Source organism: Streptomyces sp. NPDC051664, assembly GCF_044453545.1.
Classification (GTDB): Bacteria; Actinomycetota; Actinomycetes; order Streptomycetales; family Streptomycetaceae; genus Streptomyces.
The window spans coordinates 210,154-226,249 of sequence record NZ_JBITCU010000001.1 but is presented as its reverse complement, the minus strand read 5'-3'; the positions used below and the strand labels follow the sequence as shown (position 1 = coordinate 226,249).

17 protein-coding genes are annotated in these 16,096 nt (G+C 69.1%); 15 read left to right on the top strand and 2 right to left on the bottom strand.

Features of this window, described 5'->3' with window-relative positions:
- The first annotated feature begins 94 nt into the window (after nt 1–94).
- The 11 genes from ACIA8E_RS01055 (at nt 95) to ACIA8E_RS01005 (ending at nt 11,454) form a co-directional block, all read left to right on the top strand.
- Nucleotides 95–775, top strand: a complete 681-nt coding sequence (locus tag ACIA8E_RS01055; protein WP_399292918.1) for an AAA family ATPase — start codon at nt 95–97, stop codon at nt 773–775.
- 80 nt (nt 776–855) lie between these two features.
- Entirely contained in the window at nt 856–1,626 is a 771-nt protein-coding gene (locus ACIA8E_RS01050; RefSeq protein WP_399292916.1) for an enhanced serine sensitivity protein SseB, read from the top strand.
- Between the two features lie 188 nt (nt 1,627–1,814).
- Nucleotides 1,815–2,597: an enhanced serine sensitivity protein SseB C-terminal domain-containing protein gene (locus ACIA8E_RS01045; protein ID WP_399292914.1), complete on the top strand. Its 783-nt coding sequence runs from the start codon at nt 1,815–1,817 to the stop codon at nt 2,595–2,597.
- A gap of 503 nt (nt 2,598–3,100) precedes the next feature.
- Complete coding sequence (locus tag ACIA8E_RS01040; protein WP_326605877.1) at nt 3,101–4,099, top strand: ABC transporter permease; 999 nt, start codon at nt 3,101–3,103, stop codon at nt 4,097–4,099.
- Nucleotides 4,100–4,156: 57 nt separating this feature from the next.
- Entirely contained in the window at nt 4,157–5,914 is a 1,758-nt protein-coding gene (locus tag ACIA8E_RS01035; RefSeq protein ID WP_399292911.1) for an ABC transporter substrate-binding protein, read from the top strand.
- Between the two features lie 145 nt (nt 5,915–6,059).
- Nucleotides 6,060–7,070: an ABC transporter permease gene (locus tag ACIA8E_RS01030; protein ID WP_327126874.1), complete on the top strand. Its 1,011-nt coding sequence runs from the start codon at nt 6,060–6,062 to the stop codon at nt 7,068–7,070.
- Complete coding sequence (locus ACIA8E_RS01025; protein WP_326605880.1) at nt 7,067–8,155, top strand: ABC transporter ATP-binding protein; 1,089 nt, start codon at nt 7,067–7,069, stop codon at nt 8,153–8,155. The genes ACIA8E_RS01030 and ACIA8E_RS01025 overlap by 4 nt, the downstream gene beginning before the upstream one ends.
- A 47-nt stretch (nt 8,156–8,202) precedes the next feature.
- Nucleotides 8,203–9,606 carry an ABC transporter ATP-binding protein gene (locus ACIA8E_RS01020; RefSeq protein ID WP_399293764.1) on the top strand — a complete coding sequence of 468 codons (1,404 nt, stop codon included), beginning with the start codon at nt 8,203–8,205 and terminating at the stop codon, nt 9,604–9,606.
- A gap of 18 nt (nt 9,607–9,624) precedes the next feature.
- On the top strand, nt 9,625–10,296 hold the full coding sequence (locus tag ACIA8E_RS01015) for a trimeric intracellular cation channel family protein (RefSeq protein ID WP_030971347.1): 672 nt from the start codon (nt 9,625–9,627) through the stop codon (nt 10,294–10,296).
- Nucleotides 10,297–10,386: 90 nt separating this feature from the next.
- Entirely contained in the window at nt 10,387–11,232 is an 846-nt protein-coding gene (locus ACIA8E_RS01010; protein ID WP_399292908.1) for a thioesterase family protein, read from the top strand.
- Nucleotides 11,233–11,301: 69 nt separating this feature from the next.
- The gene (locus ACIA8E_RS01005; protein ID WP_399292906.1) at nt 11,302–11,454 is read left to right on the top strand and encodes a hypothetical protein; all 153 of its coding nucleotides are present in this window, start codon (nt 11,302–11,304) and stop codon (nt 11,452–11,454) included.
- A 90-nt stretch (nt 11,455–11,544) separates the two neighbouring features.
- Here the strand turns inward: ACIA8E_RS01005 and ACIA8E_RS01000 are convergent, their stop codons facing one another.
- Entirely contained in the window at nt 11,545–12,174 is a 630-nt protein-coding gene (locus ACIA8E_RS01000) for a TetR family transcriptional regulator (RefSeq protein ID WP_399292904.1), read from the bottom strand.
- 113 nt (nt 12,175–12,287) lie between these two features.
- On the opposite strand from ACIA8E_RS01000, the gene ACIA8E_RS00995 reads away from it, so the two are divergent.
- The 3 genes from ACIA8E_RS00995 to ACIA8E_RS00985 all read left to right on the top strand — a co-directional run bounded on the left by ACIA8E_RS00995 (nt 12,288) and on the right by ACIA8E_RS00985 (nt 14,188).
- Complete coding sequence (locus ACIA8E_RS00995) at nt 12,288–12,479, top strand: hypothetical protein (RefSeq protein WP_158711174.1); 192 nt, start codon at nt 12,288–12,290, stop codon at nt 12,477–12,479.
- A 57-nt stretch (nt 12,480–12,536) separates the two neighbouring features.
- Nucleotides 12,537–12,863: a DUF4190 domain-containing protein gene (locus ACIA8E_RS00990; RefSeq protein ID WP_399292902.1), complete on the top strand. Its 327-nt coding sequence runs from the start codon at nt 12,537–12,539 to the stop codon at nt 12,861–12,863.
- A gap of 155 nt (nt 12,864–13,018) precedes the next feature.
- Nucleotides 13,019–14,188 (top strand): cysteine desulfurase family protein, encoded by a 1,170-nt coding sequence (locus tag ACIA8E_RS00985; RefSeq protein ID WP_030971338.1) that lies wholly within the window; start codon nt 13,019–13,021, stop codon nt 14,186–14,188.
- Nucleotides 14,189–14,209: 21 nt separating this feature from the next.
- Here the strand turns inward: ACIA8E_RS00985 and ACIA8E_RS00980 are convergent, their stop codons facing one another.
- Nucleotides 14,210–14,890: an N-acetylmuramoyl-L-alanine amidase gene (locus tag ACIA8E_RS00980; RefSeq protein ID WP_399292900.1), complete on the bottom strand. Its 681-nt coding sequence runs from the start codon at nt 14,888–14,890 to the stop codon at nt 14,210–14,212.
- 61 nt (nt 14,891–14,951) lie between these two features.
- Here ACIA8E_RS00980 and mnmA point away from each other — a divergent pair, with 61 nt between their 5' ends.
- Complete coding sequence (mnmA, locus tag ACIA8E_RS00975; RefSeq protein WP_399292898.1) at nt 14,952–16,088, top strand: tRNA 2-thiouridine(34) synthase MnmA; 1,137 nt, start codon at nt 14,952–14,954, stop codon at nt 16,086–16,088.
- Nucleotides 16,089–16,096: the final 8 nt, after the last annotated feature.

Genomic DNA, 16,096 nt, shown 5'->3' with positions numbered 1-16,096 from the left:
CCGCGTGAGGGAAACGAACGGTGGGACGGTTGTCTCGCATTGCCTTTTCTTTACACTTCGAGGGCAGGCGTGGGTGACCGACAGGGGGAGGGCAATGACGTTGCAGCGGTACGCGACGACCGCGGGGGTCGCGCACGGCGCGATGACCGCGCAGCCGGGCACACCTGTCCGGGAGAGGCTCGGCACGCACGCACCCGTCGTGCGCGATCTGCGCGAGCGCGCCGGGCACAGCCCGCGGGGCCTGCACTTCGCCGCAGGCGATGTGGTGGTGGTCTCCGGGTTGCCGGGCAGCGGCAAATCGACGCTCATCCGGCGAGCGGTGACCGTACGGGCCATCGACTCCCAGGACACCCGGGACCGCTGGGCACAGCGAGTGCCCCGCTTACTCCCGTACGCCCTCTACCGCCCGCTGGTCCGCATCGCCCACTACTGGGGGCTCTGGCGGGCGCTGCGCTCCGGTGACTCGGTCGTGGTCCACGACTGCGGCACCCAGGCGTGGGTACGGAGCTGGCTGGCCCGGGACGCGCGACGCCGGGGCCGTGTCCTTCACCTCGTGCTGCTGGACGTCACCCCGCAGGTGGCGAGGGAGGGCCAGCGCGAGCGCGGACGCGGAGTCTCCGGCTACGCCTTCGCCCGGCACCGCAGGGCAGTCGGCAGGCTGCTGCGGGACACCGAGGCCGGCATCCTGCCGCCCGGCTGCTGCTCGGCGGTGCTGCTGGACAGGGAAGCGGCCGGGATGCTGGCCCGGATCACATTCGCCGACAACAGCGCCTGAGGGCTGTGCCGCCCGTCAGCGCGGAGGGGCGCGCCGGAGTTACTGTTCTGCGGCAAGCCATGGGGTGAGAAGGGGAAGCAGTGGACATTCCGGCACCGGTCCAGACCCATCCGCAGGGCGGATGGCCGGCCAATGAGCTCGAAGAGGTGCTCGGGGCCTCGCTCGGCAGCCCGGAGGCGGGCGGCCGGCTCGTCGAAGTGCTCGGCCGCAGCCACCTCTGGGTGCCGCTTCCCAACGGCGGTGGTCCCGACGCCCCGTCGCTCGATCTGCCCACGGTGGAGATCGAGGGCGCGGCGTACGTCCCCGTCTTCAGCTCCGAACAGCAGTTCCTGAGCTGCGTCGGCACCCACATGTCCTTCACCGTGGCGCCTGCCCGCGAATTCGCCCGCGGACTGCCACCGCAGCTCGGCATCGCGGTGAACCCGGGTGGCGCTGTCGGCATGCCGCTGCCGCCGCCCGCCGTCGCCAAGCTCTGCCGCGCCGGGCGCACCTCTCTGGACGGGCCGGCCAGCGGAGGCCGTGTCCGGCTGTACGAGCCGGACTGGCAGGAGGAGCCCGTCGACTTCCTCGCCGCCGCGGCCGGTGAATTCGAGGAGAGCGGTGTCGTGCGCACCGCCCGCCGCACGCTGGCCAGCATCGAGGGCGGCGACCCCGTCCTCTTCATAGGTGTCGAGTTCTCGACGTGGGACGGCGCCGGACGCAACGCCCCGATGGACGCCCTGGGCCGCGCGCTCGGCCGTGTCGAGGCGCCCTGGCCGGTCAACCTGGTCCTGCTGGACGTGGCGCAGGACCCGGTCGCCGACTGGATGCGGGCCAGGATCCGGCCGTTCTACCAGCGCGAGGGCCACTGAGCGGCGGCCGGTACCCCCTTGCCGGAGCCCGGTGGCCGGTGCGCGACCCGTCGGCCTGTGACGTCAAGTCGGTGTCAGGGACGCCGCTTAAGCTGGTTTGATGGCTAGTGCCTCGGCCACCGTGCCGCACCCGTGTGCCCCGGGAGCGGCAGGCCGACACAGTGGATCGAAGAGGGGCGGGACCCAAGGTGAGTGCGTCAGGCACCGCGGCGGCCGGGCAGGTCGAGCACATGCTGCGTCAAGTGACGCCCGGGCGCTACGACGCGTACGAGGCGTTGCTGCGGGCCCTCGCCCAGGACCGGATCTGGATGCTGCTCTGGCACGGCCGGGCCGGATCGCCGGACGCCCAGTACGGGAACATGGAGATCGACGGGCTCGGCTACGCCCCCTGTGTGACCTCGGCCCAGGAACTCGCGGCCAGCGGCTGGAACCGGGCCCATGAGGTGGTCACCGGCGTCGACATCGCCCGCGCCCTCTTCCCCGACCGCTGGGGCATCTGGCTCAACCCGCACGCCCCCGGCGGCGGCGTCGGTATTCCCTGGCTGGATCTGAGACGGATCGCCACCGGCCTCGACCGGATGCCCGCGGGGCCGCTCCGGCTCACCGAGCCGGCCATCGAGATCCCGCAGTTCTACGCACTGCTGTCGCAGAACGCCCATCGCACCCCTGCGATCCGCTCGCTGCGCCGCGCCTGGGTGCAGCCCGCGCTCGGTGCCCCCTATCTCGCCATCGGTCTCGATCTCTACGACACGAGTCAGTCCTCCGTCGACACGGTGCGCGCGATGATGCAGCAGTCGATCGGCGCGGTCCCGGACGGGCTTCCCGTCTCGACCGTCGCCATGTCCGACGAGTACGACCCGGTCGCGATGTGGTTGCGTGCCAACGCCCGCCCGTTCTACGACCGCGAGGCACACGCCCAGGCCGGTCCGCCGCCCGCAGCCGGTTCCGCCTACGGGTACCCCTTCGGGTAGATGAGCCGGAGGCGCCCGGGACCGTCCCGCCGCGCCCCCGACGGGCAGGCGCGCCCGGTGAGATGACCTGCGCTGCGCGCCGATCCCGGCGAAATCGGTTGAGCTACCGGCAAATGACGTCACCGAAGCCCAAGTCCGGGCATTTCCTGCGTACCGGAGCATCCGGCGCTTCCCATGGATCCCGGGGCAACTCACTGGAAAACAGCGGCGGTTGTAAAGCCTGAAACCGCTCCTGGAACAACGTTGTCCGGATTACGGAACCCTTCTGCCCTCATCACGTTTGAGCAAACATTCCCCGTCAGGTCTGGCGGGTGATCGCAGGCGCGTTGAAGACTCCCCGGACAGAGGGATATCGGATCCGGTGCAGAGTGCTCCGGAACAGGACGCCGTCCCTCGGTACCACCTGAACCACCCGGCAACACGGCAGCAACGGACCGCACCGTCGACCCGGGCGGCCGCCAAGCATCGTCGGCAACCGTCGGCACGGGCAAGCACGAGGGACGATGACCGCACCCATAGAGACCACTGAATCGCAGGCCGGTTCTCAGCCCGAGTCTGTGCTGAAGGGCGTCAAGGCCTCACAGATCGAGGGTCGTTCGCTAGGACGGATCGCCTGGAACCGCTTCAAACGCGACAAGGTGGCTGTCGCCGGCGGCATCGTTGTCATCCTGCTCGTGCTGCTGGCCGTGCTCTCCAAGCCGATCCAGGCGATGTTCGGTCTCGACCCCAACGAGTTCCACCAGGACCTGATCGACCCGGCCCTGCTGTCGCCCAAGGGCGCCTGGGGCGGCATGAGCTGGGATCATCCCCTCGGTGTCGATCCGCAGTACGGACGCGACATCCTGTCCCGCATCATCGAGGGCTCCTGGGTGTCCCTCCTCGTCGCGGGCGGCGCGACTCTGGTCTCCGTGATCATCGGTGTGATCATGGGCGTCACCGCGGGCTTCTACGGAGGCTGGGCCGACAGCCTCATCAGCCGCACGATGGACGTCTTCCTCGCCTTCCCGCTGCTCCTCTTCGCGATCTCCATCTCGGCCTCGCTCCAGGACGGAGCGTTCGGACTGTCGGGGCTGCCGCTCAGGATCGCGGTGCTGATCTTCGTCATCGGCTTCTTCAGCTGGCCGTACATGGGCCGGATCGTCCGCGCCCAGACGCTCAGCCTGCGCGAGCGGGAGTTCGTGGAGGCGGCCCGAAGCCTGGGCGCCCGCGGCCCGTTCATCCTGATGCGGGAGCTGCTGCCCAACCTGGTGGCGCCGATCCTGGTCTACTCCACGCTGCTGATCCCGACGAACATCCTCTTCGAGGCGGGGCTCAGCTACCTGGGTGTCGGAATCGCTCCGCCGCAGGCCTCCTGGGGAGGCATGCTCTCCACGGCCGCCGAGATCTACACGGCCGATCCGCAGTACATGATCGTGCCGGGTCTGGCGATCTTCATCACCGTTCTGGCGTTCAATCTGCTGGGTGACGGGCTCCGTGATGCCCTCGACCCGCGCAGCAAGTAATCCGCGGCACCTGCCAAAACTTCTGCCGCAACCATCGATCGAGGGGGCATTCCTCAGGTGAAGACCAAAAGAGCGACAGCTGCGATCGCCACAGCTGTGGCACTCGCGCTGGGGGCAACCGCCTGTGGCGGTTCGGACAGCGACAGCAAGAGCAAGGGTGGTAGCAGTGGTGCCACCGACGCCGCGCTGACCTCCGTAGTCAACAAGTCCGACAAGAAGGGTGGCACGCTCTCCCTCGCACTGTCGGACGAGCCGGACTCCCTCGACCCCGGCAACACGTACTACGGCTGGGTGCAGAACTTCGCGCGCCTCTACGGCCGTACGCTCACCAGCTTCAAGCCGGCCGCCGGCGGCGCCGGTCTGGAGGTCGTCCCGGACCTCGCGGAGTCGCTGGGCAAGCCCAGCGCCGACGCGAAGACGTGGACGTACACCCTGAAGAAGGGCCTGAAGTACGAGGACGGTTCGCCGATCACCTCGAAGGACATCAAGTACGCCATCGAGCGGAGCAACTTCTCGCCCGAGGCGCTGTCCAACGGCCCGACGTACTTCAAGGCGCACCTCATCGGCGGCGACAAGTACCAGGGTCCGTACAAGGACAAGAACTCGGACGGCATCGCGTCCATCCAGACCCCGGACGACACCACCATCGTCTTCAAGCTGAAGGACGCCTTCGCGGACTTCGACTACCTCGCGACCTTCTCGCAGACGGCCCCCGTGCCGGCCGCGAAGGACAAGGGCGCCGAGTACGTCCAGCACATCGTGTCCTCGGGCCCGTACAAGTTCGCGTCGTACGAGGAGGGCAAGAGCGCCAGCCTCGTCCGTAACGAGAACTGGGACCCGAAGACGGACCCGATCCGCCCGGCCCTGCCGGACAAGATCAACATCCGTTTCAAGGTCAAGCAGGAGACGGTCGACAACGACCTCCTCGCGGACAACCTCACGGTGGACGCGGCCGGCACCGGTGTGGCCCCGGCCACGCAGCCCAAGGTCCTGACCGACCAGAAGCTCAAGAAGCAGACGGACAACGCGTACGCGGGCGCCACCTCGTACATCGGTCTGAACGTGCACGTGAAGCCGTTCGACAACGTCCACTGCCGCAAGGCCGTGCAGTGGGGCATCGACAAGGCGTCGGTCCAGGCCGCCCAGGGTGGCGACCCGAAGGGTGACGTCGCGACGACGCTGCTGCCGCCGACCGTCAGCGGCTACAGCAAGTTCGACCTGTACGAGACCGAGGGTCACAAGGGCGACATCGAGAAGGCCAAGGCCGAGCTGAAGGAGTGCGGTCAGCCCAACGGCTTCGAGACCAACATCTCCGCCCGCTCCGACCGTCCGGCCGAGATGTCGATGGTCACCGCGGTCCAGGCGTCCCTGAAGAAGATCGGCGTCACCGCCAACATCAAGACGTTCCCGGGCGGCAAGTACTTCCAGAACTTCGCCGGTAACCCGAGCTACGTCCACGAGCACAAGCTCGGCATGATCATGACCGCGTGGGGCGCCGACTGGCCGACCGGCTTCGGCTTCCTGGACCAGATCATCAACGGCTCGGCCATCAAGCCGACCGGTGGCAACAACGTCCAGGAACTCGACGACCCGGCGATCAACAAGGCGCTCAACTCGGCCATCGCCAACACCGACGACGCCGCCCGCGCGAAGGCCTGGGGCGACATCGACAAGCTGGTCGCCGAGAACGCGTCCGCCGTGCCGCTCGTCTACCGCAAGAACCTGCTGCTGCGTCCGGTCTCCGCGACCAACGTCACGGTCACGCAGGCATACCTCGGCATGTACGACTACCTGCTGATGGGCTCCTCCAAGTAACTGCCGGGCCTGTCCGCCGGGCTGATTCATTCGGGGGGCGACCCCCGTACCCCCGAAAGTTCGAAAGGCAGGTGAAGGTTTCGGTGTCCGCCGGACCGGGTGCTCCTCGGAGCGCCCGGCCGGCGGACACCGCCGCCGGACAGCTGTGGCTGCGTACATCATTCGACGCGTCTTCGGCGCGGTGCTGTTGCTGCTGATCGTCAGCGCAGTCACCTTCGCGATTTTCTTCCTCGTCCCCCGGCTGGCCGGGCAGACGATGGACCAGCTCGCCGCGCAGTATGTGGGCAAGGATGCCAATCCCCAGTCCATTGCCGCGGTCAAGCACAACCTGGGTCTCGACCAGCCGCTGTACACGCAGTACTGGCACTTCATCAAGCAGATCTTCGTCGGTGCCACCTACAACTTCGGCCCCGACGCCTCGCAGTGCCACGCCCCGTGCTTCGGCTACTCCTTCAAGCGTCATGTCGAGGTCTGGCCGCAGCTCACCCAGCGCATCCCGGTGACGCTCTCGCTGGCCGTCGGTGCCGCCGTGATCTGGCTGATCAGCGGTATCGCCATCGGTGTCGTCTCCGCCCTCAAGCGGGGTTCGCTGCTGGACCGTTTCTTCATGGGCGTCGCCCTGGCCGGCGTCTCCCTCCCGATCTTCTTCACCGGCATGCTGGCGCTCGGCGTCTTCACCGTGCAGTGGCCGATCTGGGAAGGCGTCAACTACGTCGCGTTCACGGACAATCCGGCCGACTGGGCGTGGAATCTGCTGATCCCGTGGTGTTCGCTCGCCTTCCTGTACTCCGCGCTCTACGCCCGGCTCACCCGGGCCGGAATGCTGGAGACCATGGGCGAGGACTACATCCGTACGGCCCGCGCCAAGGGCCTCAAGGAGAGCCGGGTCATCGGCAAGCACGGGCTGCGGGCCGCGCTGACCCCCATCGTCACCATCTTCGGCATGGACTTCGGTCTGCTGCTCGGCGGCGCCGTGATCACCGAGACCGTGTTCTCCTTCCCCGGACTCGGCCAGTACGCCGTCAAGAGCGTGCAGGACAACGACCTTCCGATCGTCATGGGCGTGACGCTCGTCGCCGCCTTCTTCATCGTCATCTGCAATCTGCTGGTGGATCTGGTGTACGCCGCCATCGACCCCAGGGTGAGGCTCTCGTGAGTGAGGTTTCCAAGACCGAGGCGCCGGGCGAGCCGGTGGCCGGCCGGCGTTCCGGCGACGACGAGGCCTTCCTCTCCGTACGGGATCTGCGTATCCACTTCCAGACGGACGACGGCCTGGTCAAGTCGGTGGACGGCGTCAGCTTCGATGTGAAGCCGGGGCAGACCCTCGGCATCGTCGGCGAGTCCGGCTCCGGCAAGTCCGTCACCTCGCTCGGCGTGATGGGCCTGCACCGCACGGCCCCCAACGCCCGCATCTCCGGCGAGGTCTGGCTGGACGGCGAGGAACTGATCGGGGCCACCGCCGACCGGGTGCGCGAACTGCGCGGCCGCAAGATGGCGATGATCTTCCAGGACCCGCTCTCCGCGATGCACCCGTACTACACGGTCGGCGCGCAGATCGTGGAGGCCTACCGGGTCCACAACAAGGTCAGCAAGAAGATCGCCCGTACGCGCGCGATCGAGATGCTCGACCGGGTCGGCATCCCCGAACCGCACAAGCGGGTCGACGCCTATCCGCACGAGTTCTCCGGCGGTATGCGCCAGCGAGCCATGATCGCGATGGCGCTGGTCAACAACCCCGAGCTGCTGATCGCCGACGAGCCGACCACCGCCCTGGACGTCACCGTCCAGGCGCAGATCCTGGACCTGATCCGGGACCTGCAGAAGGAGTTCGGCTCCGCCGTCATCATGATCACCCATGACCTGGGTGTCGTCGCCGAGATGGCCGACGAGCTGCTGGTGATGTACGGCGGCCGGTGCATCGAGCGCGGTCCCGCGGAGCAGGTCTTCTACGAGGCCCAGCACCCGTACACCTGGGGGCTGCTCACCTCGATGCCGCGCATCGACCGCGAGCAGACCGAACGGCTGATCCCCGTCAAGGGCCAGCCGCCGTCGCTGATCAACATCCCGAGCGGCTGCGCCTTCAACCCGCGCTGCCCCTACGCGGACGTCCCCAAGGGCGACATCACCCGCACCACGCGTCCCGAGCTGAAGCTGGTCGGCGACGGGCACTACTCGGCCTGCCACATGGCACCCGAGGAGCGCACCCGGATCTGGACCGAAGAGATTGCGCCGAAGCTGTGAGCGAGGCGAATGAGGTGAGCGACGTGAGCGAGAAGAAGGATCCCATCGTGCTCGACAAGGACGTGACGATCCCGCAGCAGGCCACCGCCCCGCGCGAGCCGCTGCTCAAGGTCGAGGGCCTGGTCAAGCACTTCCCGATCCGCAAGGGTCTGTTCGGCCGGCAGAGCGCCGCGGTCAAGGCCGTCGACGGCATCGACTTCGAGGTGTACCCGGGAGAGACCCTGGGCGTCGTCGGCGAGTCCGGTTGCGGCAAGTCGACCATGGGCCGGCTGATCACCCGGCTGCTGGAACCGACCGGCGGCAAGGTCGAGTTCGAGGGCCGGGACATCACCCATCTGTCCATGGGGCAGATGCGGCCGATGCGCCGCGACGTCCAGATGATCTTCCAGGACCCGTACTCCTCGCTGAACCCGCGCCACACGATCGGCACGATCGTCAGCGCGCCGTTCAGGCTCCAGGGCGTCGAGCCCGAGGGCGGTCTGAAGAACCACGTCCAGGAGCTGCTGAAGCTGGTCGGGCTCAGCCCCGAGCATTACAACCGCTACCCGCACGAGTTCTCCGGCGGCCAGCGCCAGCGCATCGGCATCGCCCGCGCGCTCGCCCTGCGGCCGAAGCTGGTCGTCGCCGACGAGCCGGTCTCGGCGCTGGACGTGTCGATCCAGGCGCAGGTGGTGAACCTGCTCGACGACCTCCAGGACGAGCTCGGGCTCACGTATGTGATCATCGCGCACGACCTCTCGGTCATCCGCCATGTCTCGGACCGCATCGCCGTGATGTACCTCGGCAAGATCGTCGAGCTCACGGACCGCAAGTCGCTGTACGAGGCGCCCATGCACCCTTACACCAAGGCCCTGATGTCCGCGGTGCCGGTGCCGGACCCGCGGCGGCGCGGGGTGAAGAGCGAGCGGATCCTGCTCAAGGGCGATGTGCCGTCGCCGATCTCGCCGCCGAGCGGCTGCCGCTTCCACACGAGGTGCTGGAAGGCGACGCAGATCTGCAAGACGCAGGAACCCCCGCTGATCGCGCTGAAGACCGGTCACCAGGTGGCCTGCCACCACCCGGAGAACGCGCCGGACCAGGTGCCGGGCGAGACGGTGCTGGCCGCGGCGCGGGAGGCGGTCGAGGTGGTTTCGGTGACGAAGGCCGTGGCGGCCGAGGCCGCGGAGTCTTCGGAGGACATTGCGCAGACCGAGGTCGCGGAGCCTGCTCAGGTCACCGAGTCCTCGGAGGCCACCGAGGTGGCTGAGCCGGCCGAGGTCGCTGACGCCGGTGAGTCGGCCGAGATCGCAGAGGCCGCCGAGTCGGCTGAGGTCGTGGAGGCCGCCGACGCCGCCGAGTCCGCTGAGGCCTCGGCTTCCGACGACGCGACCGACGTCGACGACACCGCCGCGCAGTCCTCGGACGACGCCGCGACGCCGTCCGGGACCTCGGAGGACAGCCCCAAGCAGTAGTACCGGCACAATTGCCCGGTGCTCAATGAACTGTTCACGCCCTCCGTCCAGCATGCGCTCGACATCGTCGGAATCTTTGTCTTCGCGATCTCCGGCGCACTGCTCGCCGTACGCAAGAACTTCGATGTCTTCGGCATCGCGGTACTCGCCGAGGTGACAGCGCTGGGCGGGGGGCTGTTCCGTGATCTGATCATCGGGGCGGTGCCACCCGCCGCCTTCACCGATCTCGGTTACTTCCTCACCCCGCTGCTCGCCGCCGGTCTGGTCTTCTTCCTGCATCCACACGTCGAGCGGATCCAGGTGGCGGTCAATGTCTTCGACGCGGCGGGCCTCGGGCTGTTCTGTGTCACCGGCACCGTCAAGGCGTACGACTACGGCCTGGGCCTCACCGCTTCGGCGGCCCTGGGCCTGGCCACCGCGGTCGGCGGTGGTGTGCTGCGTGACGTACTCGCCAATGAGACGCCGTCGCTGCTGCGCTGGGACCGCGATCTGTACGCCGTGCCCGCGATGGTCGGCGCAACCATGATCGTGCTGTGCATCCGCTTCGGCACGATCAATGCCTTCACCAGTGGCACTGCCGTGATCACCGCTTTTGTTCTGCGGCTCCTGGCGATGCGGTTCCACTGGCGTGCGCCCCGCGCGTACAAGCGTTCCTCGGCCGCGGCCGAGGAGGGTTCCGCCGCCACCTGACCGGCCATGGCTCGAGTCGGCGATGCGCCGACACATCGCCGACTCAAAAAAGCTACCGCTCAGTAATACAATCGGTGTACGGTGCATCTCATGGCACAGGCAGCTCAGGCACTCATCGGTGACAGCGAGTTCGACAGGGACACCGCCGTCACCCTTCGCGAAGAAGGCGTCTACGACGCCGAACTCTCCGCGGGCTGGACGATCATCCATGCCGTCAACGGCGGGTATCTACTGGCCATGCTCGGCCGCGCGCTCGGCGAGGCCCTGCCGCACCCCGACCCCTTCTCGGTCTCCGCGCACTACCTCACCGCGTCGGTTCCCGGTCCTGCGGTGATCCGAACCCAGGTCGTCCGCACCGGCCGTACCCTCTCCACCGGTCAGGCGTCGCTCTTCCAGTACGCGGAGGACGGCACCGAGGTCGAGCGCATCCGGGTCCTCGGCACCTACGGCGACCTGGACTCCCTCTCCGACGACATCCGCACGTCGGTGAAGCCGCCGGCCATGGCGCCGATCGAGCAGTGCTTCGGCCCGGGCGACGGCCCGGCGCCCATCCCCGGCAGCTCCGCGATCACCGAGCGGCTCAACATCAAGCTCGACCCGTCGACCGTCGGATGGGCCATCGGTGCCCCGTCCGGCAAGGGCGAGATGCGCGGCTGGTTCGGCCTCGCGGACGGGCGCGACGCCGACCCGTACTCCCTGCTGCTCGCCGTCGACGCACTGCCGCCGACCTCGTTCGAGCTGGGGCTCAAGGGCTGGACGCCGACCATCGAGCTCACCACCCACATCCGTTGCCGCCCGGCCCCCGGCCCGCTGCGTGTCTCCATCACCACCCGCAACCTCGCAGGCGGCTTCCTGGAGGAGGACGCGGACGTCTGGGACAGCGCCGACCGGTTGGTCGCCCAGTCCCGCCAGTTGGCCCGCGCCCCGCGCAGCTGAACCACGCCGCCCCGGGCTCCCGGACTGGCTGACGTGAGCGCGCCAGGTAGTCCGGGAACCCGGGGCGGCGTGACATCCGACCGGCTGCTCTCGATCCTGCTGTACCGGACCCGCGGACCGGTCCCCGCCATCGAGCGTGCCGAGCGTTTCGAAGCCTCCGCACTCGGTCTCGGCGCCCAGCTGTGCACGGACCCGCCCGTTCCGCCTGCGGACAGCGGGTGAGCGTGGCGGTCGGCTCGGCCGGGGTGTCCTCGTGTGCGAGACGCCCGGCACCCGCACACCCGCAGCCCGGCCTGATCCGAACGAAAGACCCTAGGCGCCGGTGCCGTCCAGCCAGTGGCGTCTGCCGAGGGTGACGAGCCGCAGCCGTCGGCGGGTGACCTCGGCCACCTGGGCCTCACCGGCCGGGCCGGCGTCCAGCATCGCGGAGGCCGTGATCACCATGTGGTCGACATAGAGACTGCCCAGCATCAGCAGGTCCTCGTCGCTCCAGCCCTGCGACTCCGGCTCCGCGGCGAGCGCTTCAGCCACCTCCTCGGCGAATCGCCGCAGTTGGGCCGCTATGGCTTCGCGGACCTGGCAGACGCCGCCGTGCTGTTCACGGGCGATGAAGCGGAAGTGGGCAGGTTGCGCACGTACATGACGGGTGATCAATTCGACGCTGCGGTCCAGTCGGGCCTCGGTGTCGCCCGTCTCGGCGAGGATCGCGCCGATCACCCCGTGCAGGCTGCCGAGTGCTTCCTCGACAAGTGCCACGCCGAGCGCGGCGGTGTCGTCGAAGTGCCGGTAGAAGGCGGTCGGCGCGACGCCCGCCGCCCGCGTCACCTCGCGCAGTCCCAGGCTGCTCAGGCTCTGGTGCTCCAACAGCTGGAGCGCGGCGTCCAGCAGCGCCTGACGGGTTTTCAGCTTCTGGGTCTGGCGGATGCCGACGGTGTGACTCATGCCATTCAGTAAACAACTGTTCTCCGGACCACGGAAGGGGTGGACGGGTCTAGACTGAGAAGTCAGTGAACACTCGTACTCTCAAATAGGCGCACAGGGCGCAGAGTGTCCGAGTGCCCCGAGAGCTCGCAGAAAGGCCGAACATGGTCATCCTCGTCGCCGCCCTGCTCCTGCTGGGGGTCGTCCTCGGGGCGGTGGTCCAGATTCCGCTCCCGCTGACCCTCGCCCTCGCCGCCGCGATCGGCTGCTGGTTGCTGATCTTCGCGGTCCGTGAGCGGCTGAGCGCGCACCGCCGGTCCCACTGATCGGGACTGTTCCGATCCGACATTCGAGCCAATGACAGAGACGAAGGAGCCCGCACCATGACACTCACCGCATTCGCCCGCCGCGCCGGCACGGAAGCCGCCACCGCCGGGGGTGACGCCCCGCGGCCCGTCGGCCGCAGGAAGAGCACCCGGGACGCCGACGGTCTGGCCGTCGCCTCCTTCGTGCTCGGGCTGATCGGCCTGCTCGTGATGAACATCGTGCTCGGCCCGATCGCCGTCGTGATGGCGGTCATCGCCCTTGCCCGCTCCACCGCCCGGCGCGGCCGCGCACTCCTGGGACTCGCCCTCGGCATCGCCGACCTCGTCGTCCTGGCGTTCCTGGTCACCGGAAACGGCACCGTCTCCTGGAGCTTCGGCAGCTGACCGACGGCGTCCTGCGGCGCCGCCCCCGGCCGGATCGGGCTCCGGTTCGGGCTCCGGTTCGGGCAGGTGACACGACACCTGTCCGCCGTGCGCGGGTACGGACCGCGATGCGCCCGGCATACGCCCCACCCCGGGCTCGTAGAATCGAGCCCACCATGGCTTACCTCGACCACGCCGCGACCACGCCGATGCTTCCGGAGGCGATCGCGGCGATGACCGCCCAGCTCGCCGTCACCGGTAACGCGTCCTCACTGCACGCCGCCGGGCGCCGGGCCCGCCGTACCGTCGAGGAGTCGAGAGAGACCCTCGCCGACGCCCTCGGCGCACGCCCCAGCGAGGTGGTCTTCACCTCCGGCGGTACCGAGGCCGACAACCTCGCCGTGAAGGGCCTCTACTGGGCCCGCCGCGACGCCGACCCCCGGCGCACCCGCGTACTCGCCGGTCCCGTCGAGCACCATGCCGTGCTGGACGCCGTCGACTGGCTCGCCGAACACGAGGGTGCGACCGTCGAATACCTCCCCGTCGACGCCTACGGGCGCGTCCACCCGGACGCGCTGCGCGAGGCGATCGCGCGCAACCCCGACGATGTCGCGATGGTCACCGTGATGTGGGCCAACAACGAGATCGGCACCATCATGCCGGTACGTGAACTGGCCGCTGTGGCCGGTGAGTTCGATGTGCCGATGCACTCGGACGCGGTGCAGGCCTTCGGTCAGGTGGAGGTCGACTTCGCCCGGTCGGGACTGGCCGCCATGACCGTCAGCGCGCACAAGATCGGCGGCCCGTTCGGCATCGGCGCGCTGCTGCTCGGCCGCGCCTACACCCCCGTACCCGTGCTGCACGGCGGCGGCCAGGAGCGGCATGTGCGCTCCGGGACCCTCGATGTGCCCGCCATCGCCGCCTTCGCGGTGGCCGGCCGGCTCGCCGCCGACGGCCGCGAGGAGTTCTCCCGGGAGATCGGCGGGCTCCGCGACCAGCTGGTCGCGGCCGTGCTCGCGGCTGTTCCCGACGCCATCCTCGGTGGCGATCCGGCCCCCGGCGGCCGGCTCCCGGCCAACGCCCACTTCACCTTCCCCGGCTGCGAGGGCGACTCCCTGCTGCTGCTGCTGGACGCCCAGGGCATCGAATGCTCCACCGGCTCCGCCTGCACGGCGGGAATCGCCCAGCCCAGCCACGTACTGCTGGCCACCGGCACCGACCCGGACCTGGCCCGCGGCACGCTGCGGTTCTCGCTCGGACATACATCGACCAAACAGGACGTCGAGGACGTCGCCCGGGCGATCGGCCCGGCCGTCGAGCGCGCACGGACGGCAGGGCTCAGCTGAACGGGGCGGCGGGCCCCGCTGTCACCGGGCGCCCGCTGCCCGCACCAGCTCGATATACCGGTCCCAGTCCCAGTGCGGACCCGGATCGGTGTGGTCGGTGCCGGGCACCTCCACATGCCCGATGATGTGCGTCCGGTCCACCGGTATCCGGTACCGCCCGCAGATCGCGGCCGACAGCCGCGCCGACGCCTCGTACATCGCGGCCGTGAAGTCCTGCGGCCGGTCCACGAACCCCTCGTGCTCGATGCCGACGCTGCGCTCGTTGTACGACTTGTTCCCCGCGTGGAACGCCACATCCAGCTCACGGATCATCTGCGTCACATGACCGTCCTTGCGCACCACGTAGTGCGCCGCCGCACCGTGGCCGGGGTCCTGGAAGACCCTGACCGCGCCGCGGAAGCTGCCCTGGGTCACATGGATGACGACCCGGTCTATGACGTAGTCGGCGGGGCGGTCCGCCCGCCGCCAGTTCGCCGGGGATGCCGCTGTCCACTGTGCCCGTGCGTAATCCAGCTCGCCGGGCTTGCGGGGCTTCTCCACACCGGGCAGCCGCCACCAGGCATGCTCCAGCTTCTCCCGGGCCAGCGCCGCCGTGCCCACCGCCGTGACAGCAGCGCCGATCAGCAACCCGCGCCGACTGATGCCATGCTCCGCCTTGGCCCCCGCCGACCGCTTGGCGCCTGCCGTCTCCTTGGTCCCCATGAGATCGACAACGCATATCCGAGAGCATTCGGTTCCCGGCGCCCCGTACCCTGGTGGAGCTATGACTCAGACTTCCCAGCGCCCCCTCCGTGTGCTCGCCGCCATGTCGGGCGGTGTCGACTCCGCCGTCGCCGCGGCCCGCGCCGCCGAGGCGGGCCACGACGTGACCGGTGTGCACCTCGCCCTCTCCGCGAACCCGCAATCGTTCCGTACCGGAGCGCGCGGCTGTTGCACCATCGAGGACTCCCGCGACGCCCGCCGCGCCGCGGACGTCATCGGCATCCCGTTCTACGTCTGGGACCTGGCGGAACGCTTCCGCGAGGACGTCGTGGAGGACTTCGTCGCCGAGTACGAGGCGGGCCGCACGCCCAACCCGTGTCTGCGCTGCAACGAGAAGATCAAGTTCGCGGCGCTGCTCGACAAGGCACTCGCGCTCGGCTTCGACGCTGTCTGCACCGGCCACTACGCCACTGTCGTGCTGAACGAGGACGGCAGCCGCGAGCTGCACCGCGCCTCCGACATGGCCAAGGATCAGTCGTACGTCCTCGGTGTCCTGGACGAGAGGCAGCTCGCCCATGCGATGTTCCCGCTCGGCGACACCCTCACCACCAAGGACGAGATCCGCGCCGAGGCGGAGGCCCGTGGTCTGGCCGTGGCGAAGAAGCCCGACAGCCACGACATCTGCTTCATCGCCGACGGCGACACCCAGGGCTTCCTGGCCGACCGCCTCGGCGGCAAGGCCGAGGGCGACATCCTCGACGAGTCCGGCAACAGGCTCGGCACCCACGATGGAGCCTTCGGTTTCACCATCGGTCAGCGCAAGGGCCTGCGCATCGGCCACCCCGCCGCCGACGGCAAACCGCGCTACGTCCTCGACATCTCCCCGGTGAACAACACGGTGACGGTCGGCCCGGTGGAGGCCCTCGACGTCACGGCGCTGACGGCGATCAAGCCCCGCTGGTGCGGCACGGCCCCGGCCGGCTCCGCCACGTACACCGCGCAGCTCCGCGCCCACGGCGGCGAGACCGAGGTGACCGCCGAGCTCGTGGACGGCACGCTCGACGTCAGCTTCACCGAGCCGGTACGGGGCGTGGCCCCCGGCCAGGCGGTCGTGCTGTACGACGGGACGCGAGTGGTCGGCTCGGCGACGATCGCGACGACGGTTCGGCGCACCGAGGCCGCGGTCGGTCGGGGCTAGGGTTTTTC

Excerpts from the sequence above, each read along its gene's own strand:
- ACIA8E_RS00980 (WP_399292900.1), bottom strand. The coding sequence starts at position 14,890 with ATGGGGACCAAGGAGACGGCAGGCGCCAAGCGGTCGGCGGGGGCCAAG.
- ACIA8E_RS01040 (WP_326605877.1), top strand. The coding sequence starts at position 3,101 with ATGACCGCACCCATAGAGACCACTGAATCGCAGGCCGGTTCTCAGCCC.
- mnmA (WP_399292898.1), top strand. The coding sequence starts at position 14,952 with ATGACTCAGACTTCCCAGCGCCCCCTCCGTGTGCTCGCCGCCATGTCG.
- ACIA8E_RS00985 (WP_030971338.1), top strand. The coding sequence starts at position 13,019 with ATGGCTTACCTCGACCACGCCGCGACCACGCCGATGCTTCCGGAGGCG.
- ACIA8E_RS01010 (WP_399292908.1), top strand. The coding sequence starts at position 10,387 with ATGGCACAGGCAGCTCAGGCACTCATCGGTGACAGCGAGTTCGACAGG.
- ACIA8E_RS00990 (WP_399292902.1), top strand. The coding sequence starts at position 12,537 with ATGACACTCACCGCATTCGCCCGCCGCGCCGGCACGGAAGCCGCCACC.
- ACIA8E_RS01000 (WP_399292904.1), bottom strand. The coding sequence starts at position 12,174 with ATGAGTCACACCGTCGGCATCCGCCAGACCCAGAAGCTGAAAACCCGT.
- ACIA8E_RS01055 (WP_399292918.1), top strand. The coding sequence starts at position 95 with ATGACGTTGCAGCGGTACGCGACGACCGCGGGGGTCGCGCACGGCGCG.